The organism is Pseudomonas sp. G11, from assembly GCF_029457515.1.
Classification (GTDB): domain Bacteria; phylum Pseudomonadota; class Gammaproteobacteria; order Pseudomonadales; family Pseudomonadaceae; genus Aquipseudomonas; species Aquipseudomonas gorinensis.
In genome coordinates this window covers 1134605-1161299 of sequence record NZ_CP120377.1, presented here as the reverse complement: position 1 = coordinate 1161299, position 26695 = coordinate 1134605, and the positions used below count along the sequence as shown (strand labels likewise).

Genomic DNA, 26695 nt, shown 5'->3' with positions numbered 1-26695 from the left:
GTTTCACAAGAAATAATTAAAAACAAATAACTTATTTATATACCGGAACGTTCTTCTTGTCGCTGACCACCTAGCCAATGAGCAACTGCACTGTTGCTCAGAACACTAAAGACAACGAACAAGCGTTGTCCGCACTTCAATCCAGACAAATACGAAGGTAACTCTTATGTCCTCCTCAATACCTACCGGTGGAGTGAGCGCTGGCGCTCAAGCACAACTGGACCGAATCAACGCCGACAAAGAAAAGAAAGTTGTCGAAGAGGCTGCAAAAACCGCTGAGCAAGAACTGACTACAGCAAAAGCGGGCCGCGTAAAATCGTTGAGATTCGCCTAAGTAAGAACCGACCTCCTTTGCCCATCCGGCAGAGGAGGTCTCCACTGCCCAACAGATGCAACAATCGACGCGCTCGCTGGAGGTTCATATGTACACCAACAACGCAGGGGGCCCGGGAAACGGGAACACCATCACTCAGGCTGAAACGCCGGCTGCGCTCGACGGGACGTCCGACAGCAATTTTTTCACCGCGCAACTGAACCTCTCCGAGCGGCCAGGCAAAGGTACCGCGCCCACGGGTATGGGCCTCCCCTTGACCTTGGGGCCTGCTGAGTCTGCGACGTTATCGAAACGAGTGTCCAAGGGGTTTCGGGACATGAGCCTGAACAAGAAAACCAAGGACGCACATGAGTTCGCCCAGTCGCTTTCCGAATCGCACGTTAACGTGGTGGCAGGCGTCAAGGTACTCGGCGCAATCGTGAAAGGCGTCGATAAAGTCGCCAGCATGGGGTAGGTGTATGTCCCGCCGTCTAACCACTACGTTGTTTTTTTCATCGGTGTTGCTGCTAGCGGGCTGCGGTGAAAGCGTAGAGCTTCATCGCCAATTATCCGAGCAGGAAGCCAACGAAGTCATTGCGGAGTTGGCAGACAAACAGATCCGTGCCCAGAAAGTCCCGGCGAAAGACGGAGTCATCGTTCGTGTCAGGGCAAATGACATCAGCCGAGCGGTCCGCACGCTTGAAGCCGTTGGCCTGCCTAAAGTGACCCGCTCGACATTGGGGGATATCTTTCGCAAGGAAGGTGTCATCTCCACCCCGTTGGAAGAGCGCGCCCGCTACATCTATGCGCTGTCCCAGGAGCTGGAGGCGACCTTATCGAACATAGACGGTGTCATCGTTGCGCGCGTCCATGTGGTGCTGCCGGAGCGGGTGGCGCCCGGCGAACCGGTGCAACCGGCATCCGCCTCCGTTTTCATCAAGCATGACCCTCGGCTGGACCCCGACAATATTCGCCCCAGGGTACGCAGGATGGTGGCCAGCAGCATCCCCGGCATGACGTCGGCCATCGACAATACGCAAAAACTGACCGTCGTTTTCGTACCGGCGGCAGCCTATCAGGAGCAGCAACAGCTGACCTATCTCGGCCCCTTCCTGGTGCCGGAACAAGACCTCGGGTTCTGGCGTACCAGCGTTACCGCCCCTCTTGTCGCCCTGGTACTGGCAGGCGCTGGATGGGTGATCTGGCGGCGCAGGACAATGCATGCTCCCACCTCAAAACCGGCAATCGATCACGCCCATGAGTGAGGATCTGGCCTGGGTACGATGGTGGGCCTCGCCTTGGAAACATGCCCACCCGGATTGGCGTACTCATGCGGGCGTTGAACAAACAGAGGCGCTTTCACGCAGTCATCACGGCAGGATGAGCCTCCTGTTCGACATCGAACCCGAGCTCCCCCCTGCCCCTTCGCCCGCCTTGCTGCAACTGGTCCTCGCCAGCGCCCCCCAACGAGACCTCGTCTTGGTGTTGGTCAATGAGGTCTACAACGCGCCCAACGACAGCCGCTTGAACCAGGAACAACTTCTCTGGTGCCAGCGCCTGGCCAAGGCACTGGCACCCGACCCGACACAGATGAACATCGACGACCCTTTGCACTACCTGCGCGCATGGGTGGCCCCCGCCATCTGGCGACGATTGCGCTTGAGCTTTGCCCGCCCACGGGTACTTGAAGTCGAGCGGCAGCCCAAGCTGATGGATAGTCAAGGCCGGTTGGACACCCTGTGGCAAGCCGCTCTCTGGCGCGCCACCTCTGCTCCCTTCGATGATGCCCCGCACGCCCCACGCGAGAACTCCAGCCATGTTTTGCGCCCACACGATTGAGCTGCACACCCTCACGCCCAACCTGCCCACGGCGCTGATTCCCAGAGAAATGCTGGCTGACTATGCGCAGGCCCGTCAATTGATCGAACAGGCAGAAGCCCACGCACAAGCACTCACCTGCCAAGCACAGGCAGAGTGCGAAAAAATACTGGAAAGCGCTGGGCATGAGTTCTGGCAGCGCGCCAATGCCCAACTGCATCGTTGGGAATCGGAACGCCAGGCGATGTACGAAAAGCTGGAGCAGGTCGCGACGTCAGTCATAAACACAGCGATCCGAAGTTTCCTGGAAGAAACCCTACCCGCTCAACGCCTCACCGCGCTGCTCAACAAGCTGCTGGATGCCCAGTTGCCGCCGATCAAGGCGAGCTTGCTGTGCAATCCACTGGACCGCGAGCCTGTCGAACAGTGGCTCAGCCGCCATTGCGGTGTGCCTTGGACGCTTCGAGTCGAAAGCACGCTCGCCGCCCAATCGCTGGTCCTGGAAACAGAAGACGGTGGGTTTCACATCAATTGGACCGATACCCTGGACAACCTGGTGACGCCCTCCCCCAAGGCCAATATCAAGTAACGATACGACTTGGCGAGGGCGGGTTGTTTTTTAAAACAAATAAATCGGTGGATGGAACTTGTCACAAATCGGCTGCCACTCAGGGGTAGCCCCAACGAGGAGAAACCCCGATGACGTTTGATGACCGTTTACTCATAAGGCACTACCGGCAGCAGGCCCAGGCCGAAAAGCAGCTCAGTCAAATCAGCGCCGATGTTGATAACAGCGAAGGCGGTGAAGAGGCTCAACGGCTTTTTGAACAGATGATCGAGGTGAAGTCGAACCTGGTGTCCAGTTTTGCCACAAGCTCAAGCTATCTCAGCTACAAGCACGACACGATAAAAGCCGTCATCAATGGTATCCAGTAGTTGCCAGCAAAAACTGGCTGACTGTTTGGCTGGCCGCGAACAGCATGTGCTGCTGTTTGAACAGGACGATGAAGTCAGCGTGCAATGCTCTGAACACCGCGTACTTCTGGGCGTTCAACTGACGCATTCACGCCTCGAACATTACTCGTTGCAGTCTTGGCATCGTCTCGGTCAGTCCAGTCTCGCGCATTTCCAGGGCGCCCTGGCCCTGGCTCCCGCAACCGGCCATCTCTGGCTGCTGCAAGGCCTGCCTCGGGATTGCAGTCAGGAGCACCTGTTGAAATCCCTTGAAGCGCTTTTCAACCAACGCGACACCTGGCGCAGCGTAGTCGCGCGCCTGGCAAGGCCTGGTCCCCCGTCCAGGTCCCTTTCGCTACGTAAGTTGCCGTACTGAAACCGAGAACCTGCCATGCCTAACAAGATCCACAAGCACCCCCGCTTGCGCTCATGCTCGCCCGTTGCAGCCGTAAAACCCACTCAGTGGCGTTGCCTGCTGGCCCTGCCCTTCTTGCTGGCGCCGCTGCACAGCAGCCTTGCCGCCATCCCCCCAGAGTGGAAAAACACCGCCTACGCCTACGAGGCCGAGCACAAACCCTTGCGCGAAGTACTCGATGATTTCGCCCAGACGTTTGGCACGCAATTGCAGATCGAAGGCCTGCTGGAAGGCAACGTCAACGGCAAGATTCGCGCGAATACCCCGCAGTCACTGCTCGACCGCCTGGGGACTGAACACCGCTTCCAGTGGTACTTGTACAACAACACCCTCTACATCAGCACCCTGGACCAGCAGGAGTCCGCGCGCCTGGAAGTGTCGAGCGAAACCGTGGCCGACCTGAAGCAGGCACTCACCGATATCGGCCTTCTCGATAGCCGTTTCGGCTGGGGCGAATTGCCCGAGGACGGCGTGGTGCTGGTGTCCGGCCCCAAGCGCTACATAGAACAGATCAAACAATTCAGCAGCCAGCGCCGGTCTACCGACGAAAAACAGAGCGTGCTGACCTACCCGCTGAAATTCGCCAATGCGGCAGACCGCCAGATCGATTATCGCGGCGAGAAAATGCTCATCCCCGGTATCGCCAGCATGCTGCAGGGTTTGCTTGAACCTCGCTCTCCCTCAGCTGCCGCGCAGGTTACCCAGCGCCCCTCAGCCGCGTCAGGCGCCCCTGTAATATCGCCCCTGGCCCAGGGCTTTCCCCGGCTCGGCAACCCTCTATTGGGCCAGATGCTCACCCCGCCGACGAGCCAGGCGACCGCCGACCCGGGCATGTCCCTGACCCCGCGCTCACGGGTCTCGCCCGGGCGAATTCGCGTCGAAGCCGATGTGCGCAACAATGCCGTGATGATCTACGACTTGCCGGAACGCCACGCGATGTACCGCGACCTGATCACCCAGTTGGACGTCGCGCGCAAGTTGGTGGAAATCGACGCGATCATCCTCGACATCGAACGCACGCAGATGCGTGAGCTCGGCGTGAACTGGGGGTTTCGCAATGGCAATTTCCAGGGCGGCGTGAACAACATCGCCCCAGGCACCTCGTCGCAATTGGCGATCAATAACCGGGATGGATTCTTTGCCGCTGTCAGGGCGCTGGAGCGGCGTGGCCTGGCGACCCTGGTGTCGAACCCATCCGTCTTGACCCTGGAAAACCAACCGGCAGTGATCGACTTCAACCGCACGCAGTACCTCACGGCCGGCTCCGAAGTGGCAACCATCCTGCCGATCACCGTGGGAACCAGCTTCCAGGTGGTCCCACGGGTAATCACTTCGCGTGGCAGCCATCAGATCCACTTGGCGGTCGATATCGAAGACGGCAATTTCGACGAATCCAACCCCAACCGCATCGGGCCCGATGTGCGCAAGGGCGCGGTCAGCACCCAAGCGGTCATGGCCGAAAAACGTTCGCTGGTGGTGGGCGGCTTCCACGTCACCGATAACACTGACCAGCTCAACAAGATTCCCCTGCTGGGTGATATCCCGTTGCTGGGCAAGGCGCTGTTTTCGTCCACTGAACGCAAAAACAATCGACGCGAGCGCCTGTTCATCATCACGCCCAGGGTCATTGGCGACCAGGCCGACCCTTCGCGCTACTTGCCCCAGGCCGATCAGTTGGAACTGCAAACAGCCCTCAAACCACTGGCACGGCGCATGACGCCCCACGCACCGGAAATCAAGCGCAACGACTTGATCCATGCCATGGCCACACTCGTCACCGGGCAAGTCCCCAAAGCCTTCAAGGCGACCCCGATGCCACTGGGCCTGGATACCTTGTGCACCACCCGTGACCTGCTCGCACTCAATACCGAACGCAGCCAATGGTATGTCGGCCCGCAATTCAACGTCGCCGTCGTGGTACTGCGCAACCAGTACGACCGCCATGTGCGCATCGATGAGAAAGAGTGCAGCAATTCGCAGACCCTGGCAGTGACCGCCTGGCCGCGTGCCTGGCTCAAACCGGGTGAAGAAGCGGAAGTGTTCATCGCCATGCGCCCTGTGGTGAAAGACGAACACATTGGCGTTTCTCGTCCCTCGTTGATCGCACCTAACGGAAAGAAACCAGAATGACTCGCCTACTCTCCAGCTTTACATTGATCAGCCTGGTGCTGTTTGTCGCCGGTTGCACCCCCACCTGCCGGGGTGACTCGTGCTCACGTCCACAATCGAGCGCCGACAAGATGGTGATCTGGTGGCCGGAACACATGCGTGTGCAACCCGGCCCCTCCGGGGAACGTTCGGATCACCAGACGGTTTCGCTGGAACGATGACCCCTATGGAAATACCCACAGACGCCGAACATCGTCGGGTACTCCTCAATGACCTGGTGAGTGGCGCTGCCACTCACCTGCACCTGTCAAAAGGCATCCACCTGTGTGCGCTGAAAGCCGGGGAACAGCTCGGCCTGGCCCTGCAAATTGCACCGCGTGTCTTACAGGCCGGCCAGTTCCAGCGTGTGCTGGAACGCCGCTTCGAACAGGCCTTGGCGTTCGATGGCTGCTTTGTCTTTTCGAATGCCGGGGGAGCCCTGATTCTCTGGCACCCGGTGGTATCTACCGATATTCCCCTGGATCAAATCCTCAGCCGCCTGCTCTCGCTCGCAGAACTTGAAGCCCTGGATCGACACTGCAATCGTTGAACACACGATGGCTCAACGCTGGTCCAGTTCGGGCAACTCCAGGGTCTCTCGCTTGGCCTCATCGTCCAGTTCACGCAAAGTACGGTAGATCAAAGCAACGGCCTGCAGCGTCTCACGGGGAATGTTGCCCCCCAACTTCTGCTTGTAGAGCGTGCGCGCCAACCAGACACACTGAATCACGGGTATGCCCGCCGACTTGCATCGGTCGATCAGTTTGCGGGCCTGGGCGTCCGTACCTTTTTCCACAAGCTGCGGCAGCGGCGTCTTGCCAGGGCGATAGTACAAAGCCACCGCAAAATGCGTCGGGTTGACCACCAGCATGTCGGACTCTTCCAGCTTGGGCAGCTTGACCTTGGGCTCCTCATTCGCCAACTCGTAGGCCAACTGACGGCGCTGGCCCTTGACGTGAGGGTCGCCCTCCATATCCTTGTACTCCTTGACCACTTCCACCTGGGTCATCCGCATGCGCTTGGCAAAAAAGTACTTCTGCAACGCCAGGTCAACGATTGCCAGCACCAGCAGCAAGCCCAGGCACATGTGCAGCAAGTGTCGAAACAGCGTCATCAGCGCCAAGACATAACTTTGCAGGTCGCCACTGGCCAGGCTCACCAACGCGCTCAACGACGGGCCAATGACCACGTACAGAATCAGCGTCAGCAGCACGGCCTTGGCCAACCCCATCAACAGGTTCATCACCGACTGGCCGGAAAACATCTGCTTGGCCTGGTTAAGGGGGTTGAGCCGATTGAAATCTGGTTTCAAGGTTTCCGGGGCGAAGAGGAAACCGAACTGCATCCAGCTGCTGATCAATTTGACCGCGATGGCCACCCCCACCATCAGCAGGGCAAAAGAGAAAAACACCAGCAAGCCTTCGAACAGGACCTCTTCCAGTGCGCGCACGAAAGGTTGTCCCATGCGCGCCATGGGCAACACCAGCAGTTGCTGAAAACGCTGCATACTGGTTTCGGCGGTGAACAGTGCAATTTCACTCAAGGCCGTCAGTACCAGAAGCTTGGCCACGTCCTGGCTTTGAGCAACCTGGCCTTTCTTACGCTGGTCACGCAGCTTCTTGGGAGTCGCGGCGTGTTTTTTCTCCCCAGAGTCACTCACGGCTGCGCCCCCTGGAACATCAAGCCCAGAGAATGCTTAAGGTCGCCCAACAGACTCATCCTGCCCATGATCAAGTCTTGCAGAAGAGGCAGATACAAGAGCAGGAACGCCAGCCCAGCCAGGCATTTGACGGGCATCGCCAGCGATGACACTTGCAATTGCGGGCTGTATAAACTGAGCAACGCTACCCCGAATTCCAGCAGCAACAGCACCGCGATAAAGGGCGCGGCGTACAGCATCATATGCATGAAGGTATCGCCCAGCAGCCCCAGGAACTCGCCAAAGCCATTGACCGCCGGCACCGGCCACCATGCGGTGGGAGGCCAGATCAGGTAACTGTCCCAAATGACCTGGGTCGGGACGCCAAGCCCAAGGGTTACCATCAGCAGGAAGATCGCCAGTTGCTTGAACATGTGACCGATGGGCGTTGCGTCCGGCCCCAGCGAAGGATTGATCTGGCCACCGGTCAAGGCCCCGCGCTGGTTGTCCAGTAACGCGCCGACCGACTCGAACAACCAGAACGGCATCGAAAGCAACACACCGAGCAACAAGCCCAGCACCGCTTCCTTCAGCACCAGAGCGCCGATCATCAACAGCGAATAATCCGCACCCGCCAACGCAGCATGAATCCCAGGGGCCGGCATCAACGCCACAACCATCACAATGACATGTCGCGGCATGCCACGAATGTGCTGAAAGCAAAACGCCGGTACGAGAATCGCGCAGGGATAGATACGCGCCATGGCGATCACCAGGCTGGGCAAGTAATCAAGATAAAGCAGCACAGGTGTTACCTCAGTTCAGCGCCGAGCGGGCAACCATGTCGAAGGTCAGGTTGATCAGTTGGATCAACTCCAGGCCAATCCAACGTCCCGTCAACACCAGGGTGATGCCGACCGCTACCAGCTTGATGCCGAAAGGCAGCGTCTGATCCTGTATCTGCATCAGGGCCTGTATCAGGGACGTCAGCACACCGACAATCACCGCGACGATCAGCGGCGGCGCCGACAGCACCACCACCAGCAGCATGCCCTGCTTGAACAGCATGATCGGGTCCATAAGCGCCTCAGAGGTAGGACAGGAACAGGCTGTCGAGTAACCGCGACCAACCTGAAACCAGCACGAACAGCAGCAGCTTGAGCGGCAGCGAAATGGTCATCGGCGAAACCATTTGCATGCCCAACGCCAGCAGCAGGTTGGAGACGATCAGGTCGATGACGATAAACGGGATATAGATCAGAAACCCGATCTCGAACCCCGCCTGCAATTGCGACAGTACGTAGGCCGGCACCAGCAGGATCAGGTCGTCACGACGTGCGGCCTGGGCCATTTCCGCGGGCCACATGCGCGCGGTGTTTTCGACCAAATGCGTCAGGATGTCCGCGTCAGTGTTGCGCATCATAAAAGCCCTCAAGGGCTGTATCGCGTTGACACTGGTCTGCTCAAACGCGTGCACGCTGCTCAGGTCCACCGGCGTTACCTTGACGGCCTCGGCGATTTCATAACCCACCGGCGCCATGATGAACATCGTCGCCGCCAGCGCGATACCGTTGATGGCCATGCTGGGCGGCACTTGCTGCACGCCAATCGCGTTGCGCGTGATCATCAGCACAATCACGATCTTCAGGAACGCGGTGCACACGATCAACAACATCGGCATCAATGACAGGGCACCCAGGAACAGCGCGAGCAGAAGCGGGTCGATCCCCTGGAAGTTCATCGGGAAAAAATCACACGGGACAATTGCAGGCCCAAGCGACCATCCACATCCACCAGTTGCCCATGCCCTATAGGCCGGTCGCCGTAATACAGCCCCGCCATGCCCGGCGCGTACCCCGAGACGCCGAGCACGGCACCAGGCGCGAGTTGGTGCAACTCACCCAAGGTCAGCTGCAACGTGCCACAGCGCACGCTCAAGCCCATCGCCAGTTCGTCAAATGGCTCACGCCCGAATATATCCACAGGCGCTTGATCGGTGGCTGGCGACGGATCGGCCCACTCGTAGCCCTGGTTCTGGTCTGCTGAAACCTCATCCACACACATTTCCTCGATAGAAAAAAAAGTAAAGCGCAAGACCCCGGTGTCATGGTCCAGCCTCCCTTGCAAGCCCTGGCGGCCCACGCGCAAACGCCCGTCACCGTTGGCGTTGAACATCGGGTTTTTCAACATCAGTACGTCACCGGGGCGTACGCTGCTCACCTGGCTGATAGGCAGTTGCGAATGCCCCAGCAGCACCGACACCGAGAGCGTCAGCGAATGAGGTAACGACGGGGCAAGCGATTGCCAGGGGCCCGCATCGCACAGTGCAAGGAAGGTATCGGGCGCGAGTGAGAGGCGGTCCACCACTCGGGATTCGCCCAACCTCACCGTCAGGCGACAACTGAAATCGTGTGGCTGCTCGCTTTCCTGCAAGCGCAGATACCCCAGTAACGACTGCACTTGAGGGCTGAGTTGATGTTGAAACAACGCCCAGAACCACGCATCAGGGTCATTGCCGTGCTCAGCCAATGTCACCGGGCAGTCACCGAGCAAGCTGAGGACCGGGCCAGGATTACCGAACGCCAGCGCCCCACAGGCGGTATCGAAAACAAAAGAGCCGTTCGCGCGGGGCATATGGCCCGGCTCCAGCAACAGCTCGCCATGCTGGCCCGCCACCTGATACGACAGCCGCAACCCCCGTCCCAGCCGTCGCAAGGCGGCAACGATGGCGCCGTCGACCACAGGCAGCGTCAAAGGCGAAATCATCATAGGCAGCCTGACAGGGTCACCGACACCTGCACTGGCCGCCTCAACTCAGCGCTCAAGCGGTCCTCGCATCGCTGGCGCATATCCCGCAACCACGACCGCGTGCGCTCTTCCTCCGGGTCCAGTTCAATCTGCAGCGCCCCCATCTCTCGCCGTACGTTGACGTCGATGCGGCCCAGCCGCGGCAAATAGAACACTGCCTGCAAAGGCCACTGAGACGCCGCATTGAGGCGCGGTACCAATTGCTCGGCGAACGCCTCGACCATCGCCGTATCGGCAGATGCCTGCGTGGCGTGCAACGAACTACCGAACCCCTCCCCGCCGCCTTCGCCGGCGCACAGGTTCGCAAAGAGCCGGCCCTGCTCCCACAGGAATACGAGACCTGGCGTCGCCTCACGCTCGTCACGCAATGGGCGGGGGCGTTCAGGCTTGCCTGCCGGGACCTGTGTCATAGCACCTCCCGTGTCAACAAAGCAGAAAGCTCCTGGAGTTTTTCGACCTGGCGCAAGCACTGGTTGACCTGCTTTTGTGCGCGTTCCACTTCAATCACATGCGTCTCCTTCTGCCCATGCAGCCCCTGCAAACGATCCTCCTCACGGCGGGTGTCGGCGGACAGGGTGTGTTCTTTGGCCGTCCAGGATTTGAGCATGCACACCGACACCACCTGCCCCTGGTGCTCGCTCAGTAATTGCGCGCTTTGCCTGGCCTCCTGCTGCCGTGTCTGCTCCAGCGCGTCCTCGGCCTGCTCGATGTGCGCCTGCAGGGCGCGCTGGTGCCGCTTCGCTTCACGCAACGCGCGCTCGGCGCGATCGGCGCGATGCCTGCGTAGGCGGCGCAGGGTCTCCAGTTCAGAAAGGGACATACGCCGTCAGCTCCGAAAGTTGTTGGAGGGTGGACGCCAGTGGCGAAGGCTCGCGCAAATCCTGGCGCAGGAAACCATCGACTGCCTGCCGACTGTCTACCGCCATGTCCGTGAGGGCGTCGTTGCCAGCCTGGTATTCCCCCAGCTTGAGCATCAGTTCAATCTGCTGGTACGCCGACAGCAGGCGCCGCAGCGCGGTACCGGCTTGTATGTGCGAAGGCTCGGCCACATTGCTCAGAATCCGCGACAGGCTGGCCAGCACATCCACCGCAGGGTAGTGCCCGCGTTCGGCAAGCTTGCGCGACAGTACGATGTGCCCGTCGAGCAGCGAGCGCACTTCATCGGCCACCGGGTCGCTCATGGAGTCCTGTTCGATCAGCACGGTGTAGATCGCCGTGATCACGCCTTCGCGAGTCAGGCCAGCGCGCTCCACCAAACGCGGCAACAAGCTGTAGACCGACGGCGGCAAACCACCGCGCCCCAACGGTTCACCCGCAGCCAGACCGATTTCACGCTGAGCCCGGGCAAAACGGGTCAGGGAGTCGATCAGCAGCAATACCCGCTGGCCTTTGCGGCGAAACCCTTCGGCCAGCGCCGTGGCGGTAAAGGCGGCACGCGCCCGCTCCATACTTGAGCGATCGGACGTTGCGCATACCAGTACCGCCTTGGCCCGCAATTGGTCGTCGAGTTCATGGTCAAGAAACTCGCGCAGCTCCCTGCCCCGTTCACCAATCAGGCCGAACACAATCACATCGCACTCGACATTCCGGGCAATCTCGGCGAGCAAGGTGGTCTTGCCGCAACCAGCACCGGCGAACAGCCCCACGCGCTGGCCTTCTCCCAATGTCAGCAAGCCGTCGATCGAGCGCACGCCCGTCGCCAGCGCCTGATGAATACGCGGGCGCTCAGTGGGCAGCGGCGCTTCGCACAGCACCGTGGTCGCGTCCTTGGTGTCGGCATCATCGACAAACGCCCCCGGCCCCTCGCCCGCTATCGGCCGACCGAAACCATCGAGTACCTGCCCCAGTAGTTCATGGCCGACCCGCACACGATGCGGCACGCCCAGGCGCTGCACGCTGGCGCCCACTTGCACGCCTTCGAGGTTGCCCAGGGCACTGAGTACCGCATCCTGGTGATCAAAGCCGATGATTTCGGCGAGCATGCTGTCATCACCGTATTTATCCACTTTGCACAGGTCGCCGATGCGCGCCTGAGGCAGCCGGCATTGCAACAGCATGCCGTTGACGCGCTGGATACGTCCGCGCACCGCCACCGGCGCAAAGCTGGCCAGATGACTGACCTGGCGTGCCTGCCACGCGTCAAGGCGGTCCTGCAGGTCCTGGCTCACCAGCGCACCTCATAGCGGCGCAGGCCATCGAACACCACCTTGGCATTATCAATGGAGACCAGGCGCAACCCGTCCACTTCATCCCCAAGGAACAACCTGCGTCCGCCCTCCAGTACGACATGACCGTTCGGGCCACCGACAATCTGGGTAATCTTGAACGGCGGCTGGCTATTGCCTTCTCTCACCCGGCTGATGACCGGCACGGGGGTGTCGAAACGCTCGGCAAAACGGCCGAGCATGCGCGACAGCAGCGCCATTTCTTCCGATGACACGTCACCGTTGAGTGAGATCTGCCCATTGATCACCTGCATGCTGACCCGTTGCGCCAACTCGCGCTCGCTCAGCATCTTGAGCAACTGCTGGCGCACTTCAGCGACGGTGGCCAGATCAATTTTCTGCACGGGCGCAGGCATCAGTGAAGCCTGGACATCCTGATCGCCGGCGTTCATCACGCCCACCGCAGCAACCAGCACCGCGAATACCACCAGCCCACTGATCACGCGTTTTTGTGCAGGCCCGCGCAGGGTGCTCAGGCGCAGCTCCGGCGGCGCCTCAGCGGGCACCTCAAACATCTCGACACTGGGTTCAGGCGCAGGCTCCGCAGGCCACGGCTGATCGGTGAGCGACACACACAACCGAATGGCGCCGATGGAAAACGGCCGGTCCAGGGCCAGGTCAACAATTTGCGCCAACACCTGCCCCTGGTCGTCGTGCAGCAACCCTTCTTCTGCCTGCACGCACCAGCGCTGCTCCACCTGGCGCAGCCAGGCATGGCGCGTGGCAATACCCGGGTCGTAAAGCGCCAGATCGGCCTCCGCATTGGAGCCGATGCACCACTGCTCGCCAAATAACGGCAACGCGGCTCCTTGGTGCAAGCCGTTCAGTACGCGCAACTCAAACATGGTCAGGCCCTCGAAACCGCTGAAAATGGCCAGTCATCACCGCGCACACTCATGCCACTGCCTCATGCCACCGCCTCATGCAGTTGACCATCGCCGGCGAGATCGAAACGCCCCAGCACCTTGACCTTCGAGGCACTCCCCAACTCGGCGAAAGACAGCACCGGCACATGATTGAACTCCTCCAACAACAGGGTCCGCAGAGGGCTGCGCAGGTCCTGCGCGACCAGCAGCACGCGCTTGCGCTTGAAGCGCATGGGGAAGGCTTGCTTGAGCAGGCTGATCAGCACCGCGCTGCTGTCATTGTCGAGGGCAAAAAACACCCCGGTCTGGGTCTGACGCAGCGCCTCACGCAGGATGTTCTCGGTCTGGGGCGACAGCAGCCAGGCATGCAGGCCGTCGGCTTCGCTGTACTGATGGAATATCTGCGACTTGAGGGCAATGCGCGCATAGTCGGCCAGGGCATCCGGCTCGCGCTCATGCTGGCCGTACTCGACCAGCGACTCGACAATCAAACGCACAGCCCGCAGCGGTACGCCTTCACTGGCAAGACGCTGCAACACCGCCGAAAAGCGCGACAACGGCATGATGCGTTGCAACTCCTGCACCAGTTCCGGCTGGCTTATTTCCAGCCAACTAAGGACCGACTTGCTCTCCTGTACCCCAAGAAACTGGGGCCCGCTGAGCATCATCGCGCGCTCCATGCGTTCCAGGATCAAGTTCTGCGCGGTGACCCGCTCCAGATGCTCATCGGTGAGCAGCGGATGATCCATTGCCAGCCACACCCACTCCTCTTCTTCCCGTGCTACCTGCCCGCGTACACCGTCATGCGGCACCTCGCTGAGCGCGGCATATTCCACCGCCAGCCACGGCCCCAGAGTGGCCCTGAGCACAGGCACCTCATGTACGCAAAAGCGCAGCTCATCCTCAGCCAGCACCGTAGAAAACTCGATTTCAAAGGGGGGTAGGGTCAAGCCCAGGTTGGCAACAAGCCCATTGCGGGTCTGGCGAATGCTTTGCATCAACTCCACTGCCAGGCGGCTACCGTTGAGCGCAGCGGGGAACTGCAGCAGGTAGGGCCGCGACGGGTCAAACGAACGCAGGTCCTCCTCACCGTTTTGCTCCGGGGCGATGGCGTCGCCATCCGAGCCCTCTTGCTGCTCCTGTTTTTTACGCTCGTACGCCAGATAGTAGCCAATCGACCCAGTCATCAAAGAGATGATGATGAACGTCACCGTCGGCATCCCCGGCAATGCGGCAAATGCCAGCATGCCCACCGACGCGATCATCCAGCTCTTGGGTTCGCTGGTCATCTGCCGGGCGATTTCGGCGCCCATGTTGGTCACGCCCCGGCGTCCGTCCGGGGCGACACGGGTGATGATCATGCCGGCAGTCAAGGAGATCAGCAGCGCGGGGATCTGCGCGATCAGGCCGTCGCCGATGGTCAGCACCGAATACAGCGCCATGGAATCGGCGGCGCTCATGCCGTGCTGGAACATCCCGGTGGAAAAGCCGCCCAGCAGGTTGATGACCACGATCACCAGGCCGGCAATCGCATCGCCTTTGACGAACTTCATTGCCCCGTCCATGGCGCCGAACAACTGGCTTTCACGGGACAGTTGCTCACGTTTGTCACGGGCCTGCGCGCCATCGATCAGGCCAGCGCGCAGGTCACTGTCGATGGACATTTGCTTACCGGGCATCGCGTCCAGGCTGAAGCGCGCGGCCACCTCGGCCACCCGTTCCGAGCCCTTGGTGATCACCAGGAAGTTGACGATGGTGAGGATCATGAAGATCACCAGCCCCACCGCCAGGTTGCCGCCGACCACGAAATTGCCGAAGGCCTCCACGATGTCGCCCGCGTCCTGCTCCAGCAGGATCAGGCGTGTGGTGGCGATCGACAGCGCCAGGCGAAACATGGTGGTCAGGAGCAGAATCGACGGAAACGAGGAAAACGCCAACGGCCCGGGCAGGTACAACGCCAGCACGATCAACAGGCAGGAAATACAGATGTTCAGCGCGATCAGAATATCCACCAGCCAGGTGGGCAACGGCACGATAAAAATGAACACGATGGCCATCACCACCACGGCGCCCAACACTTCGGCACGTTGTGCGACCTTCAGCAGCACCCGGTTGATAGACGCCAGCGCCGTCACGCCTTGGCCCTCGCGTCATCGCCAAGTCGCGGCGGCAGTTGTTCCAGGCGGGTGAGCTCATCCATCACCAGCAAAAAGTTATGCAGGCCTTCCTGGCGCCCACGGCTATCGCGCCACAGGACTGATGGCAACCCCTTGAGCATCGGGTAGAGCGCGTTCAGCGAGGCCAACTTGCCACTCGACGCCTCCCCCACCAATGCCTCCCCCAGGCGCTGGACTTCAGAGGCGGCGATACCATTTGCGGCATACCCCAACAGGCGCTGCAGCAGCACCACGGCGTCATGTTCGACCTTCAGGCGCAGGATCAACGACTGGCAGTTGCACAACACCCCGCTCAATTGACCACAGCTTTGCAGCCCCTGCAGCAGCGTGCGCAACTGCGCCGTCGGAACCGACGAAGTACAGGCCGCGATATCGTCCGCCAGAGCGCGGCGCATCACGTTGAGCCCGGTCGCGAACTGCTCTCCGCCGTACACGCCCAACAGGGACTGCATCATGCTCGCCAGGGATTGGCGCACCACCACGCTGGCGTAGTACAACGCGCGCACCGCCTGGCGTTCCTGGGGGTCATCACTGGCCGCCTGCAAGGCCATGGCGATATTCAGGCCAGCCTGGATCTCTCGCTTGTAGCGCATCTCCAGCCTGGCCAGGGCATCACGTGCCAATGCCGCTTCGGTCTTGCGCACCTCGGCTTCCGCCTGGGCCGTTATCTGCTGGAGTACCACGTAGGTACGCGCCGGATCGTTGCCGGTGAGTTCCAGCAGCTTGCCGACACTGGGTTGCTGCAGCAATTGCAGCCTGACACGTCGAGAAACCGAGGCCAGGGTAGCCTGGGCCGGATGCCCCAACTGGTCATACAGCTGGGACAGTTGCTCCATCGGGGTGACTCGAACGCCCATTGAACGCTGACTCAGGGCCTTGCTGTTAGACACCACTTCCTGACTGAAGAGGTTGGCGAGAGCGTCGACATCTGATGACACGGCAGGCGTTTGGGGGCGGGTGGCGCTAGCGGGGGCGGATTGATCCAGGCCTTGGAGCTTCTGCACATCAGGGAGGGATTCGACTTTCATGGGCGTGCCAGGACAGGAAGTGTGTGCTTGTGTGGCAAACAATCCCGTTACGGTTCCATTGAAACCCCTCTTGACCCGCTTTTTGAAAAGACCGGCACGGACTCAAGCGCCTTTTTGCAAAGCCTTGCGCAAAGCAGGCTGATTTCAGAATATTTATTTATATAAATCAATCAGTTATGTGTTTTTTCCGCTTGGCACAGGCAGTGCTAAAGGGCTTTCCGTCGAAACCATTTCGATAGCGTCTACCCTGAGGAAAAAATCATGGATATCCCTATTGGTGCTTTAGCTCACTTTGTCAGCGGCTCGCCTCAATTCATGCTCCACCTGACGGACGACCATCAGAAAAAACTCCGACGTTTTATCCACAAGCGTGTGCTCAACCCCGAAGACGCAGACGACATTCTGCAACTCACCTACCTGGAAGCCTGGCGCAACAGGGACCGCTTCAGCGGCCAGGCCACCCTCAGCACCTGGATGTGCGGAATCGCCCAGAACTTGATTCGCAACCACTTTCGGCGCCTGTACGCCAAACCGGTGCATTGCGAATTCGATGAAGCGCTGTGGCATGGCCAAGAGGAAAACCACAACCTGGATTGGGAGTTCGAGATCAACCGCCGGCTGGAAAAAACCCTGATCGCCATCAAGCACCTGCCGGCGGAGATGCGCAAAACGTTGTACGCCTCACTGGAGACCGACGGCAGCTACCAGGACACTGCCGACGCCCTGGACATCCCCATTGGCACGGTGCGCTCACGCTTGTCACGGGCGCGTGAACAACTCAAGCGCGTCACCCACAACCCACTGCACCCGTAAGCCAGCCTAGCTGGAAACCGTTGGGCGGCAGGGATATCTGCCCAACCGATCCAGGCCTTTTCCGCGCGTGGCAAAAAAATCGCCAGCAGCCCAAAGCCCCCCCCGCGATCCCCCCCACATCGTCTGGTACCGATTCCTGTGCGTACACCACCATCGCCAAGAACGCGCTCTGGAAATCACCGAAAGCCCAATGGAGGAGCAGGCTTGCTGTTCAATGGGTGGAGGTACAGGCTGAGACGGCGCTATGGCGAGCAAGCCCGCGCGCCCCTTGGATCTGCAACGCTATAAAGCCTGCACCCGCCTCGCCATTCGTCGCCGTCGCAGCGCTTTTCGGTTAAACAGTTGAAAGCGTAGATAAAAATTCAACAAAAACGCTTGACGCATTTCCGTTCTACGCGAATAATGCGCGCCACTTGGCTACATAGCTCAGTTGGTTAGAGCATAGCATTCATAATGCTGGGGTCCGGGGTTCAAGTCCCTGTGTAGCCACCAAGTACCGATCCATAGATGTCTACAGCAGTCTATGAATCACCTCAAGAAGCCCGCCTAGTGCGGGCTTTCTTGTTTCTGGCTGTTCACCTCTATCCCCCTATCATCCCCCTCCGCCTATGCCCACGTGTATGTTTCACAAATAATTGAACTGAAGACATACAAGGATGAAACGCACCGATATCAGGCGACGCGCCCTCTCGCTGGCACGACACTTTCCAGCCTGGAGCCTGAGGCCGGGGCATACCGCGAACTAGACAGGCCAGGGCTGTATTTCAGGGTCAAGCCAAACGGCCAAAAGTCCTGGGAATTACGCTACAAGAAGCCAGACGGCAAATGGTCATGGCTTGGTCTTGGCGGCTACCCGGAAGTGGGCGGCGCTTTCGCTCGGCAGAAAGCGGCTGATCTACGCGCAGACGCATCCCAATCAAGGGCCGGTGGTGCGCAGCGATTCATCCTTACTGGTCGCGCTTCACTATGAGAACCGTCCCGATCCCGTAAAAAATCGCGCCGAGAACAAGCGAAATTCCATAATTCGCCAGCACATTTGGCAAAGGATCACCTCGGTAGAGTTTCCAAAGGTGAAACGCTGCCATACCAATTGCGTAACCCCTCATATACTGCCAAAAACTAAGCTTCATCGTCTTTTCCCTTAGCAGATGATATTCCTGATGATCCGTGCAAGACCAAGTGGATTTCACGGGTAGCAACCCAACTGACAACCAGAACCAGAGCTATCTATCCGATCTGAACGATGCTCATGTGATTGCTCCACCCGAAGCAACTCCCTGCACTGCACTGAGTTTTCTGAATGAAACCGTCTAGGTTCGGCGCTCGATGCGCACAGGGTCAACCCTATGCGGCACCGCCGCCCTGCCCTCCTAGGACTGACCACGTCAAGAATGCCGTATTCAAACTGCTGAGTCTCTAGGCTCTTGCCAGCGCTCAGGGGGGCCCCATTCCTTACGACCCAAGCCAAGAGGGATCCGGGGCTTGAATATTTGGATTAATTTTTTCGGATTCACCTAATGGCCCAATGAAATCAGCCGATCTTGTTGTGAGAGGGGTCCCAACCTTCATTCGATTAGAGGGCAGCTATAGCCCAGTTTTGTATTTTCTTCGTTCATTGATAAGCAACCCACTGCCGCCATCAATAACTGGTAGAAGCAGAAAGAAAATGATCGAACCCGAACGGATCGTCTCCCTTTCCCGGGAAGTGGAGTCTCTGGCGAATCGTGGTGTCAGTGATATACAGGCAATCACTCGCCAAACTCGATTGCTGGCAATCAATGCACTCATTGAGGCGGCGCATGCAGGCAAGGCCGGGATGGGGTTCTCGGTTGTGGCCGAAGAAGTCAAAAATATCTCCGAACGTATCTCGAAAATTGCCAGCGGGCTGACCGAAGACTTGCAGGTTTCGGTCAATGAACTGACAGCGCTCGGTCGCGGTATGTGCTTTGACGTACGGGGTCAGCGATTGGCTGATCTGTCGCTTAACATGATCGAGATCATCGATCGAAACCTTTACGAGCGCACATGCGACGTGCGCTGGTGGGCAACTGATGCATCGTTGGTAGACGCGCTGACCAATCGCTCACCAGAAAGCTGCGTCTATGCCAGCGAACGCCTTGGCATCATTCTCGACAGTTACACCGTGTACTTAGATATCTGGGTCGCTGACAGCAGTGGACGAATCATAGCGTCGGGCCGACCTGGGACCTTTGGCAGAGTCATCGGAGCCAATGTCGCGAACGAGCCTTGGTTTAAAAGAGCAATGCTTCACTCTTCAGGTGATCAGTATTTCGCTGGCCAAGTAACTGCCGAGCCGCTTCTGAACGACTTACAAACCTGCGCATTCAGTGCGGCTGTGCGCAGCAAGGCCGGTAAACAGACGCCTGCGATTGGCGTTATCGGGATTTTTTTCGACTGGAAAAATCAAGCCGATTCCGTTCTAAAAGGAGTTCGCTTGAGCGAAGAAGAACGCCCGCGAAGTCGATTGATGATAATCGACGACAACCACAGGATAATTGCTAGCTCAGATACACAGAATCATCTGGGCGAAAGCGTCGAGTTAAAGACTAAAGCCACCCAATCGAGCGGATACAGCGTCCTGAGTAAAAACCTCATTCAGGGCTACTCGATAACGCCAGGCTTTGAAACATATCCGGGTATGGGGTGGCTAGGCGTAATCGAACAGCATTTGCCCTCGATTGACGCGTAACCCAACGCGCTGGACGAGCACCGCTAGCTCGCTTAGCAGATCTCTAAGCCTGGAAAACTATTTGACTGAAATGGGTGACTCTACCTCCACCAATATTCGCAACCTGCTGGAGGGGCGGATTAATTTGGTGAGGAATCTGGCGCAGAACATTGCCAGGGAGCCTGCCAATGCCGAGACGCTGATGGATGAGAGCGTCGTGACCTCAAGTTTTCTCACCGACTACCTAGGCAAGGTCGACGGCAGTTTCAGTATTCGTCCGAACACCAAGATGCCCGATGGTTATGACCCGCGCTCCCGCCCTTGGTACAAGGACGGTATGAACGCCAGCGGCGCCATACTGACTGAGCCCTATATTGATCTGGCCACCAACAAGATGGTCATTAGTGTCATCAGTAAGGTTTCCAGCAGCATCGGTGTGGTCGGCGGCGATCTGGCGCTGGATGGCCTGGTGGAACTCATCAACTCGTTGAACTTTGGCGGCATGGGGTATGCGTTCCTGATCAACGAGCAGGGCAAGATACTGGTCCATCCGGACAAAGCGCTGGTCATGAAGTCGCTTTCGGATTTGTACCGTACACACACCGAAACTTTCCGGCGAGCTGACCGAGGTCCAGTTCAACGGGCAAGCCCGCTTGCTGACCTTCGCACCAATCAAAGGGCTACCTTCCGCCAACGGGTACATCGGCCTCTCTATCGATAAAGACAAGGCTTACGCGACGCTGAGCCAATTCCGATATTCGGCGGTGATTGCCACCAAAGATGCTCGAGGAGCGACAAGTCGGCGCGCGGGATTCGGTCAGCACCATGGGCGACAGCCAGCGCCATAGCCAAGACAGCATGGAAATCGCCAACCTGGTCGGCGAGCGCTTGAACAGCAGGCGGCACGGCTGAAGCATCTGGTGGGCAGTTTCCGCATCTGACCTATTCCAAGCACCGATCCATAGACGTTCACAGCCGCCTATGAATCCCCAAGAAGCCCGCCTCGTGCGGGCTTTCTTGTTTCTGCCATTACACTCTGTGGCAGGAATGGATGGCGCGGTTACAGCATGCGCAAATCCAACGGGTATTCGACGATGACCCGCAGCTCGTCAACGTTGGAGTCGTAGTTACCGAAATCGCCTCCCACACGGTGCGTGGCTTGAAGTACCTGAAGCTTCAAGTCCTTTGCCGGGCCGCTCTGAACGACGTAGCTCGCCCAGAAATCGCGCTCCCAGTGCTTGCCGTCACTGACGCTATTGAACGCCGTGTAGCCGCCCGTTGCCCGTGTGCCATCAATGTTGTCACCGCGCAGGTAGCGGCCCGTGAGGCTAAGCCCCGGTAGACCCAACCCGGCGAAGTCATAGGTATAGCTGGCCTGCCAGGAGCGTTCGTTGGGGTTGTTGAAGTCCGACCATTGGGAGGCGTTGTCGAGTTCCAGGTCGTAGGTGTTCCACACGTAGTCGAACGGCGAGTCACCGCGCACTTGCTCGTATGCCAGCAGAAAACGGTTGAATCCGACATTCAGCCCCAGGTGAGTACTCCAGCTATCGTTATCGATTTTCCCGAGCAAGGCCTCGCCACTGTCACGGGTGCGGTAGTAATTGAGCCCCGTATCCCACGTGATGGTGGGGGTGAGCCTTTGCTTGAAGTCGACCCGGGCAAAGGACTGGTTCCAGACGTTATCCAGGCGGCTGGTGTGCAGCTTGAAACTCCAGTTGTCGTTGAAACGATAATCCGCGCCGATGTACTGGACATTATCCGCCCCGGTCAAGCGACCACCGTAGACCGTGCCCAGGTCGCCGCTATGGTTGACGCCGCTGCGATCGCTGGACGCCGTCAGTTTGCCGCCCTCAATTTTCAAGCCGGCGATGGAGGTGTTGTCGAAGATCAGACCGGTCAGGGTTTGCGGCAACAGGCGGATATCACCGGCATGGAGTACCGGGCTGGTTGGGGATACATCGCCGTATTTGACCACCGTATCGAACGCTCGCACCTTCAAGGCGCCGCCGGCCTTGCCCCACTCATCCTTGGGCTCGCCGTTATTGTCGCCTTTACGCGGAATCAACCCCGGCCCGCCGACACCGTTGCCCACCACGCCATCACCGCCGTCGAGCTTGACCCCGAATTGCCCGTAAGCATCGACCCCAAACCCCACGGGGCCCTGGGTAAAGCCGGATTCAAAGCGCCCGATCACCGCATGCGCCCATTCCGCCCGGCGACTCTGGGGCGCGCCCGTGTGAGGGTTGGTTGCACTGCTGCCATTTCGGAAGTCCTGACTGAAATAGAAATCCCGGTTGAGAATGTTCAAATGGCTATCTTCAATAAATCCATTTTCATTTTTATCACTGTCGGCCCATGAATAACCGGGCGTGGTAACGGCAAAAAACGCAGACAAAGCGGCCACTTTACGCATGATGTTCTCTTCAAATTATTAAGGCGGTAGGGATGCAAAAAATGTTGATCCTTTCGCAACAATCCGAAAATCATGCCAACCCAATAAAATTATATATTTCAATTAGTTAGATTAACTTAACGACTATTTTTCGGGCGTATTAATCCGCACTTTGTGAACTCGGTGTTGCACTGCAAACACTTGACACACGTTAAACTTGTCTGGCGCACAAACAAAAAAAGGAAAGGCTTATGGCCTTTCCTTTTTCAACACGCAACACCGCCTAAGCCTGCGCAGCGCCCAGGTAATAGTTCTGCATTTGCTTACGTGTCGCCAGTTCGGCTGCCGAACCTTCATCCACTACCCAACCGTTCTCCAGCACAAACGCGTAATGCGCGTAATCCAGGGCGATGTTGATGTTCTGCTCGGCCACCAGCAGGCTCAACCCCTCATCGCGATTGAGCCGGGCAAGGATCTCGAAGATTTCTTCGACCACCTGGGGCGCCAGGCCCATGGACGGTTCGTCCAACAACAACAGGCACGGCTCGGACATCAGCGCGCGACCGATGGCGACCATTTGCTGCTCGCCACCGGAGGTCAGGCCCGCCAGGCGTTTGCGCAGCAGGCGTAACCTGGGGAAGTAGCCGTAGATGCGCTCCAGACGCTGGTTCAATACCTTGCGCGACGGTCGCCCGGAAAAGCCGCCGATCAGCAGGTTCTGCTCGACCGTCAGGTGGGTGAAGCAATGTCGCCCTTCAAGCACCTGGGCCAACCCCGACAGCACCAGGTTGGCGGGGTCGCTATCGGTGACCACTTGCCCTTGGTAAACCACCCGGCCCTCGGTCACTTCACCGCGCTCTGCGCGCACCAGGCTGGAGATGGCCTTGAGGGTGGTGCTTTTGCCCGCACCATTCGCCCCGAGCAACGCCACCATCTGCCCCTTGCCGACCTTTAGCGTTACGCCGCGCAAGGCGAGGATCGACTGTTCGTAGAAAACGACGACCTGCTCGACGCTCAGCAAGGGCGGGGTGGCGTATAGGCTCTGGCTCATCGGACCTTATTGCTCCTGGCTGCAATTGCGCGGGGTGATGCCTTTTTCCTTGGCGTACTGGGCGGCGGAAGCCTCGATGATCGGCCGCAACAACGCACGGTCGGCCTGGACCCAGTCGCTGATCAGGTTCCAACGCTGGCCGTCCCATTGCTGAAAGCGCACCGCACCGCCGCCTTCATGATCGGCGCACGACAACTTCAACGGCTGCACCAGGCCCTTGGCGCCCAATGCCTGCAAGCGCGCATCGTCGAGGTTCAGGTGTTCGAAGCCCCAACGCACCTGCTCGCCGGTCAATGGCTTGGCGCCGTATTTTGCCTGTGCAAGGCGCACGGCTTCGACGTTGAGAATGCCGTTCACCACACCGAGGTTGTAGTACACCGTACCGAAGCGCTTCGGATCGGCCAGGTTGCCCTTGCCGGCGTCCACCACGCTTTGCTTGATGCCCTGCAGCACCGGGAAATCTGTGCCGGAAGGGTGGGTAGTGATGGAAATGAAGCCTTTGGCGGCCGCGCCTGCCGGCACCACGTCCTCTTCCGAGTTGCTCCAGATGTTGCCGATGATGTGATCCACCGGGTAACCGACCTTTTGCGCGGACTTCAGCGCCACCGGATTCATCACCCCCCAACCGCGCAGGATCACCCAGTCCGGCTTGAGGCGACGGATATTGAGCCACTGCGATTGCTGCTCGTTGCCGGGGTGCGGCACTTCCAGCAGGGTCAGTTCGAAACCGGCGTTTTTCGCCAGGGTTTCCAGGACGCCATTGGTTTCCTTGCCGTACGGCGAGCCGTGGTAAAGCACGGCGATCTTCTTGCCTTTGAGTTTGTCGGCCCCGCCTTCGCGCGTGCCGATGTAGTTGATGATTGCCGAGACTTCCGAATACGGGTTGAGCTGCAGCGGGAACACGTAAGGGAACACGCTACCGTCGGTGGAGTCGGTGCGACCGTGGTTGATGGTGATCAGTGGCAATTTGTCGGCGGTCGAACGTTCCAGCGTCGCGTAGGCAATGCCCACCGACAACGGGTTGGTCGCGGCGGCCGGCGCACCATTAAGGCCACCCTTGAGGCGCTCGTAGCATTCGACGCCCTTCTCCACCACATACTCCGTTTCGCACTCGCTCCAGGTCAGCTTGACGCCGTTCACCCCACCCTTTGCGTTGATGTATTGCAGGTAGTCGATAAAGCCGCCGAAGAAGCCGGTGCCACCGGCGGCGTAGGGTCCGACCCGATAGCTCTGCAAGGGGAAGTACTGTTCGTTGTCGGCGTGAGCGCCGGCACTGAGCCCGGCGGTGATCAAGGCCAAGCCTAATAGCAGGCGACGCAGCGGTGTGCGGTGAGTCATGAAGGCAGTTCCTCGTGAACGAAGGATGGGGGTCAGGGATGAGAACAATCAGTAACGCAACGGCCAGATCCGGGCCCGTTGGCGAAAGCGTTGCCACAGTCGGGCCAGGCCCTCGGGTTCCTTGATCAGGAAAGCGATGATCAACGCGCCAAAGAGCATTTTCTGGATGTTTTCCAACTGGCCGGAATCGATCAGCCCGCCGGGCAACAGCCCGAAGAGGTTGGCCAGCAGAATCGGGAACAACACGATGAAAGCGGCGCCCAGGACATTGCCGAGCACACTGCCCAGGCCGCCGATAATGATGATGAAGAGCACTTGAAATGAGCGGCTGAGATCGAAGCCGTGGGGCTCCACCGTGCCCAGGTAGGCAAACGCCCACAGCGAACCCGCAACCCCGAGGTAAAAGCCACTGATGGCAAACGCCAGCAGCTTGGCCTTGAACAGGCGAATGCCGATCACGGCGGCGGCAGTGTCCATGTCGCGCACAGCCATCCAGTTGCGGCCCAACTCGCTGCGCACCAGGTTTTTGCCCAGCCAGAACAGCACCACGACCACCGCCAGGGTCAACAGATAACGCCCACGGGGCGAACTGAAATCCAGCCCCGCGATGAGCAGCGGTGGCGAGGTGATGACCCCGGAGGCGTTGTCGTTGGTAAACCAACTGAACCGGGTCAGTACCCACTCCACCACGAACTGCGCGGCCAGGGTCGCCACCAGCAGGTAAAAGCCCTTGATCCGCAGGCTCGGCAAACCGAAGACCACAGCCACCAGCGCAGCGATCACCCCACCCAGCGCGAAACTCACCAGCAGCGGCAAACCCGGCACGCGCAATTGCAGGTTGTAGGCGGCGAACGCACCCACCGCCATGAACGCCGCCGATCCGAGGGACAGCTGCCCGGCATAACCGGTCAACAGGTTCAACCCCAGGCCCGCCAGGGACAACACCAGCAGCGGCAGCAGAATCGCGCTGAACCAATAGTCATTGCCCAGCCAGGGCACCGCAATGAAGGCAAACCCCAAGAGCAGCCACAGGCCCACGCGGTCCTGGCGCAAGCGGAACGTGCGCCGTTCCATCGCATAAGAGGTGCTCAGTTGACCGGCTTCTCGATAAAGCATGAAGGCATTCCTTGAAAAAAATCAGACCCGTTCGATCGCCCGCTCGCCGAACAACCCGGCAGGCCGCACCAACAGAAACAGCAAGGCGAGGACGTAAGGCACCCAGTTTTCGATGCCGCTGCCGATGACCGGGCCGAGGTAAATCTCCGCGACTTTTTCCGCCGCACCGATGATCAGCCCGCCGACAATCGCCCCGCCGATGGAGGAAAAACCGCCGATGATCAACACCGGCAAGGCCTTGAGCACCACCAATGACAAGGAAAACTGCACCCCCAGACGAGCGCCCCAGAGCAACCCGGCCACCAGCCCGACAAAACCTGCCACCGCCCACACCAGCGCCCAGATGCGTGGCAGGCGGATGCCCACGGCCAGGGACGCCAACGGATCATCGGCAACCGCGCGCAGCGACAAACCGACTCGGGTCCGGTTGAACAGCAGCGACAAGGCGATCACCAAAGTGGCCGCCGTTCCGGCAGCAAACAGGTCGAATTGCGAGAGCAACATGCCGCGGATTTCCAGCGGCTCATCGGCGATGCCCAATTCCAGACCGTGGACTTGAGCCCCCCATAGAAACTGCGCAAAACCTTCGATCATGTAGGACAGCCCGAGCGTGGCCATGAACAGGATGATCGGTGCTCGATTGACCAGGGGCCGCAGCACCATTTTTTCGATCAGCAACGCCAGCACCACCATGCTCGCCAGCGTGATGACAAACGCCCATGCGAACGGGAAGCCGCGTTCGAGCAGGCTGACAAAGGTCAGCGCGGCGAACAGCACCATCGACCCCTGGGCGAAATTGAACACGCCGGAAGCCTTGTAGATCAGGACAAAACCAATTGCCACCAGGGAGTACATGACGCCCGCCAGCAGCCCGCCAATCAGCACTTCGAAGAAAAATTGCATGT

General features: G+C 59.2%; 29 protein-coding genes, 1 tRNA gene and 2 pseudogenes. 15 read left to right on the top strand and 17 right to left on the bottom strand.

Annotated elements, in window-relative coordinates:
* The first annotated feature begins 166 nt into the window (after window positions 1–166).
* From P2T68_RS05180 to P2T68_RS05155, 6 genes are all read left to right on the top strand, one after another.
* Window positions 167–334, top strand: coding sequence for a hypothetical protein (locus P2T68_RS05180; protein ID WP_024073292.1), 168 nt, complete (start codon window positions 167–169; stop codon window positions 332–334).
* Between the two features lie 88 nt (window positions 335–422).
* Window positions 423–788 carry a hypothetical protein gene (locus tag P2T68_RS05175; RefSeq protein WP_024073291.1) on the top strand — a complete coding sequence of 122 codons (366 nt, stop codon included), beginning with the start codon at window positions 423–425 and terminating at the stop codon, window positions 786–788.
* 4 nt (window positions 789–792) lie between these two features.
* Window positions 793–1578, top strand: a complete 786-nt coding sequence (sctJ, locus tag P2T68_RS05170) for a type III secretion inner membrane ring lipoprotein SctJ (protein ID WP_024073290.1) — start codon at window positions 793–795, stop codon at window positions 1576–1578.
* Between the two features lie 115 nt (window positions 1579–1693).
* Window positions 1694–2152, top strand: coding sequence for a type III secretion protein (locus P2T68_RS05165; protein WP_193690161.1), 459 nt, complete (start codon window positions 1694–1696; stop codon window positions 2150–2152).
* The gene (gene sctL, locus P2T68_RS05160; protein WP_102624913.1) at window positions 2130–2720 is read left to right on the top strand and encodes a type III secretion system stator protein SctL; all 591 of its coding nucleotides are present in this window, start codon (window positions 2130–2132) and stop codon (window positions 2718–2720) included. Before P2T68_RS05165 ends, sctL begins: the two co-directional genes overlap by 23 nt.
* 110 nt (window positions 2721–2830) lie before the next feature.
* A complete protein-coding gene (locus P2T68_RS05155) occupies window positions 2831–3067 on the top strand; it encodes a hypothetical protein (RefSeq protein WP_024073287.1) in 237 nt (78 codons plus the stop codon).
* On the opposite strand, the gene P2T68_RS05150 is transcribed toward P2T68_RS05155, so the two are convergent.
* Entirely contained in the window at window positions 3051–3194 is a 144-nt protein-coding gene (locus tag P2T68_RS05150; protein ID WP_024073286.1) for a hypothetical protein, read from the bottom strand. The genes P2T68_RS05155 and P2T68_RS05150 overlap by 17 nt on opposite strands.
* A 282-nt stretch (window positions 3195–3476) precedes the next feature.
* On the opposite strand from P2T68_RS05150, the gene sctC reads away from it, so the two are divergent.
* The 3 genes from sctC to P2T68_RS05135 are packed head-to-tail and all read left to right on the top strand — an operon-like array spanning window position 3477 to window position 6198.
* Complete coding sequence (sctC, locus tag P2T68_RS05145; protein ID WP_069075220.1) at window positions 3477–5630, top strand: type III secretion system outer membrane ring subunit SctC; 2154 nt, start codon at window positions 3477–3479, stop codon at window positions 5628–5630.
* On the top strand, window positions 5627–5830 hold the full coding sequence (gene hrpT / locus P2T68_RS05140) for an HrpT family type III secretion system protein (protein ID WP_024073283.1): 204 nt from the start codon (window positions 5627–5629) through the stop codon (window positions 5828–5830). Before sctC ends, hrpT begins: the two co-directional genes overlap by 4 nt.
* Before the next feature lie 5 nt (window positions 5831–5835).
* Window positions 5836–6198: a transcriptional regulator gene (locus P2T68_RS05135; protein ID WP_310168555.1), complete on the top strand. Its 363-nt coding sequence runs from the start codon at window positions 5836–5838 to the stop codon at window positions 6196–6198.
* A gap of 12 nt (window positions 6199–6210) precedes the next feature.
* Here P2T68_RS05135 and sctU read toward each other — a convergent pair whose 3' ends face one another.
* The 11 genes from sctU to sctW all read right to left on the bottom strand — a co-directional run bounded on the left by sctU (window position 6211) and on the right by sctW (window position 16391).
* Entirely contained in the window at window positions 6211–7308 is a 1098-nt protein-coding gene (gene sctU / locus P2T68_RS05130) for a type III secretion system export apparatus subunit SctU (protein ID WP_024073281.1), read from the bottom strand.
* Entirely contained in the window at window positions 7305–8093 is a 789-nt protein-coding gene (sctT, locus tag P2T68_RS05125; RefSeq protein WP_277379123.1) for a type III secretion system export apparatus subunit SctT, read from the bottom strand. Before sctT ends, sctU begins: the two co-directional genes overlap by 4 nt.
* Before the next feature lie 10 nt (window positions 8094–8103).
* Window positions 8104–8367 carry a type III secretion system export apparatus subunit SctS gene (gene sctS / locus P2T68_RS05120; protein ID WP_024073279.1) on the bottom strand — a complete coding sequence of 88 codons (264 nt, stop codon included), beginning with the start codon at window positions 8365–8367 and terminating at the stop codon, window positions 8104–8106.
* Window positions 8368–8374: 7 nt separating this feature from the next.
* Entirely contained in the window at window positions 8375–9028 is a 654-nt protein-coding gene (sctR, locus tag P2T68_RS05115) for a type III secretion system export apparatus subunit SctR (protein WP_024073278.1), read from the bottom strand.
* Complete coding sequence (locus P2T68_RS05110; protein ID WP_041160833.1) at window positions 9025–10056, bottom strand: FliM/FliN family flagellar motor switch protein; 1032 nt, start codon at window positions 10054–10056, stop codon at window positions 9025–9027. Before P2T68_RS05110 ends, sctR begins: the two co-directional genes overlap by 4 nt.
* Entirely contained in the window at window positions 10053–10505 is a 453-nt protein-coding gene (locus P2T68_RS05105) for a type III secretion system HrpP C-terminal domain-containing protein (RefSeq protein ID WP_277379122.1), read from the bottom strand. The genes P2T68_RS05110 and P2T68_RS05105 overlap by 4 nt, the downstream gene beginning before the upstream one ends.
* Window positions 10502–10915, bottom strand: a complete 414-nt coding sequence (locus tag P2T68_RS05100) for a YscO family type III secretion system apparatus protein (protein ID WP_024073275.1) — start codon at window positions 10913–10915, stop codon at window positions 10502–10504. Before P2T68_RS05100 ends, P2T68_RS05105 begins: the two co-directional genes overlap by 4 nt.
* A complete protein-coding gene (locus P2T68_RS05095) occupies window positions 10902–12263 on the bottom strand; it encodes a FliI/YscN family ATPase (RefSeq protein ID WP_024073274.1) in 1362 nt (453 codons plus the stop codon). Before P2T68_RS05095 ends, P2T68_RS05100 begins: the two co-directional genes overlap by 14 nt.
* On the bottom strand, window positions 12260–13165 hold the full coding sequence (locus tag P2T68_RS05090; RefSeq protein WP_024073273.1) for an FHA domain-containing protein: 906 nt from the start codon (window positions 13163–13165) through the stop codon (window positions 12260–12262). The genes P2T68_RS05095 and P2T68_RS05090 overlap by 4 nt, the downstream gene beginning before the upstream one ends.
* Before the next feature lie 62 nt (window positions 13166–13227).
* Entirely contained in the window at window positions 13228–15321 is a 2094-nt protein-coding gene (sctV, locus tag P2T68_RS05085; protein ID WP_024073272.1) for a type III secretion system export apparatus subunit SctV, read from the bottom strand.
* Window positions 15318–16391 (bottom strand): type III secretion system gatekeeper subunit SctW, encoded by a 1074-nt coding sequence (sctW, locus tag P2T68_RS05080; protein ID WP_069075224.1) that lies wholly within the window; start codon window positions 16389–16391, stop codon window positions 15318–15320. The genes sctV and sctW overlap by 4 nt, the downstream gene beginning before the upstream one ends.
* Window positions 16392–16652: 261 nt before the next feature.
* Between sctW and P2T68_RS05075 the strand changes: the two genes are divergently transcribed.
* The 6 genes and pseudogenes from P2T68_RS05075 (at window position 16653) to P2T68_RS05050 (ending at window position 20805) form a co-directional block, all read left to right on the top strand.
* Window positions 16653–17204, top strand: coding sequence for an RNA polymerase sigma factor (locus P2T68_RS05075; protein WP_024073270.1), 552 nt, complete (start codon window positions 16653–16655; stop codon window positions 17202–17204).
* 415 nt (window positions 17205–17619) lie between these two features.
* Window positions 17620–17696: transfer RNA gene (locus tag P2T68_RS05070), tRNA-Met, on the top strand.
* A 164-nt stretch (window positions 17697–17860) separates the two neighbouring features.
* Window positions 17861–18120, top strand: a pseudogene (locus tag P2T68_RS05065) (Arm DNA-binding domain-containing protein); the annotation flags it as partial.
* A gap of 750 nt (window positions 18121–18870) precedes the next feature.
* Window positions 18871–19914, top strand: coding sequence for a methyl-accepting chemotaxis protein (locus tag P2T68_RS05060; protein WP_277379121.1), 1044 nt, complete (start codon window positions 18871–18873; stop codon window positions 19912–19914).
* A gap of 49 nt (window positions 19915–19963) precedes the next feature.
* Window positions 19964–20669: pseudogene (locus P2T68_RS05055) on the top strand (cache domain-containing protein); the annotation flags it as partial.
* A 4-nt stretch (window positions 20670–20673) separates the two neighbouring features.
* A complete protein-coding gene (locus P2T68_RS05050; RefSeq protein WP_277379790.1) occupies window positions 20674–20805 on the top strand; it encodes a hypothetical protein in 132 nt (43 codons plus the stop codon).
* Window positions 20806–20953: 148 nt separating this feature from the next.
* Here the strand turns inward: P2T68_RS05050 and P2T68_RS05045 are convergent, their stop codons facing one another.
* The 5 genes from P2T68_RS05045 to P2T68_RS05025 all read right to left on the bottom strand — a co-directional run bounded on the left by P2T68_RS05045 (window position 20954) and on the right by P2T68_RS05025 (window position 26693).
* A complete protein-coding gene (locus P2T68_RS05045) occupies window positions 20954–22306 on the bottom strand; it encodes an OprD family porin (protein WP_277379120.1) in 1353 nt (450 codons plus the stop codon).
* Between the two features lie 262 nt (window positions 22307–22568).
* On the bottom strand, window positions 22569–23336 hold the full coding sequence (locus tag P2T68_RS05040) for an ABC transporter ATP-binding protein (RefSeq protein ID WP_024073252.1): 768 nt from the start codon (window positions 23334–23336) through the stop codon (window positions 22569–22571).
* Window positions 23337–23342: 6 nt separating this feature from the next.
* The gene (locus P2T68_RS05035) at window positions 23343–24674 is read right to left on the bottom strand and encodes an ABC transporter substrate-binding protein (protein WP_024073251.1); all 1332 of its coding nucleotides are present in this window, start codon (window positions 24672–24674) and stop codon (window positions 23343–23345) included.
* 48 nt (window positions 24675–24722) lie between these two features.
* Entirely contained in the window at window positions 24723–25790 is a 1068-nt protein-coding gene (locus P2T68_RS05030; protein WP_024073250.1) for a branched-chain amino acid ABC transporter permease, read from the bottom strand.
* A 21-nt stretch (window positions 25791–25811) separates the two neighbouring features.
* Window positions 25812–26693: a branched-chain amino acid ABC transporter permease gene (locus tag P2T68_RS05025; protein WP_102624497.1), complete on the bottom strand. Its 882-nt coding sequence runs from the start codon at window positions 26691–26693 to the stop codon at window positions 25812–25814.
* Window positions 26694–26695 lie beyond the last annotated feature (2 nt).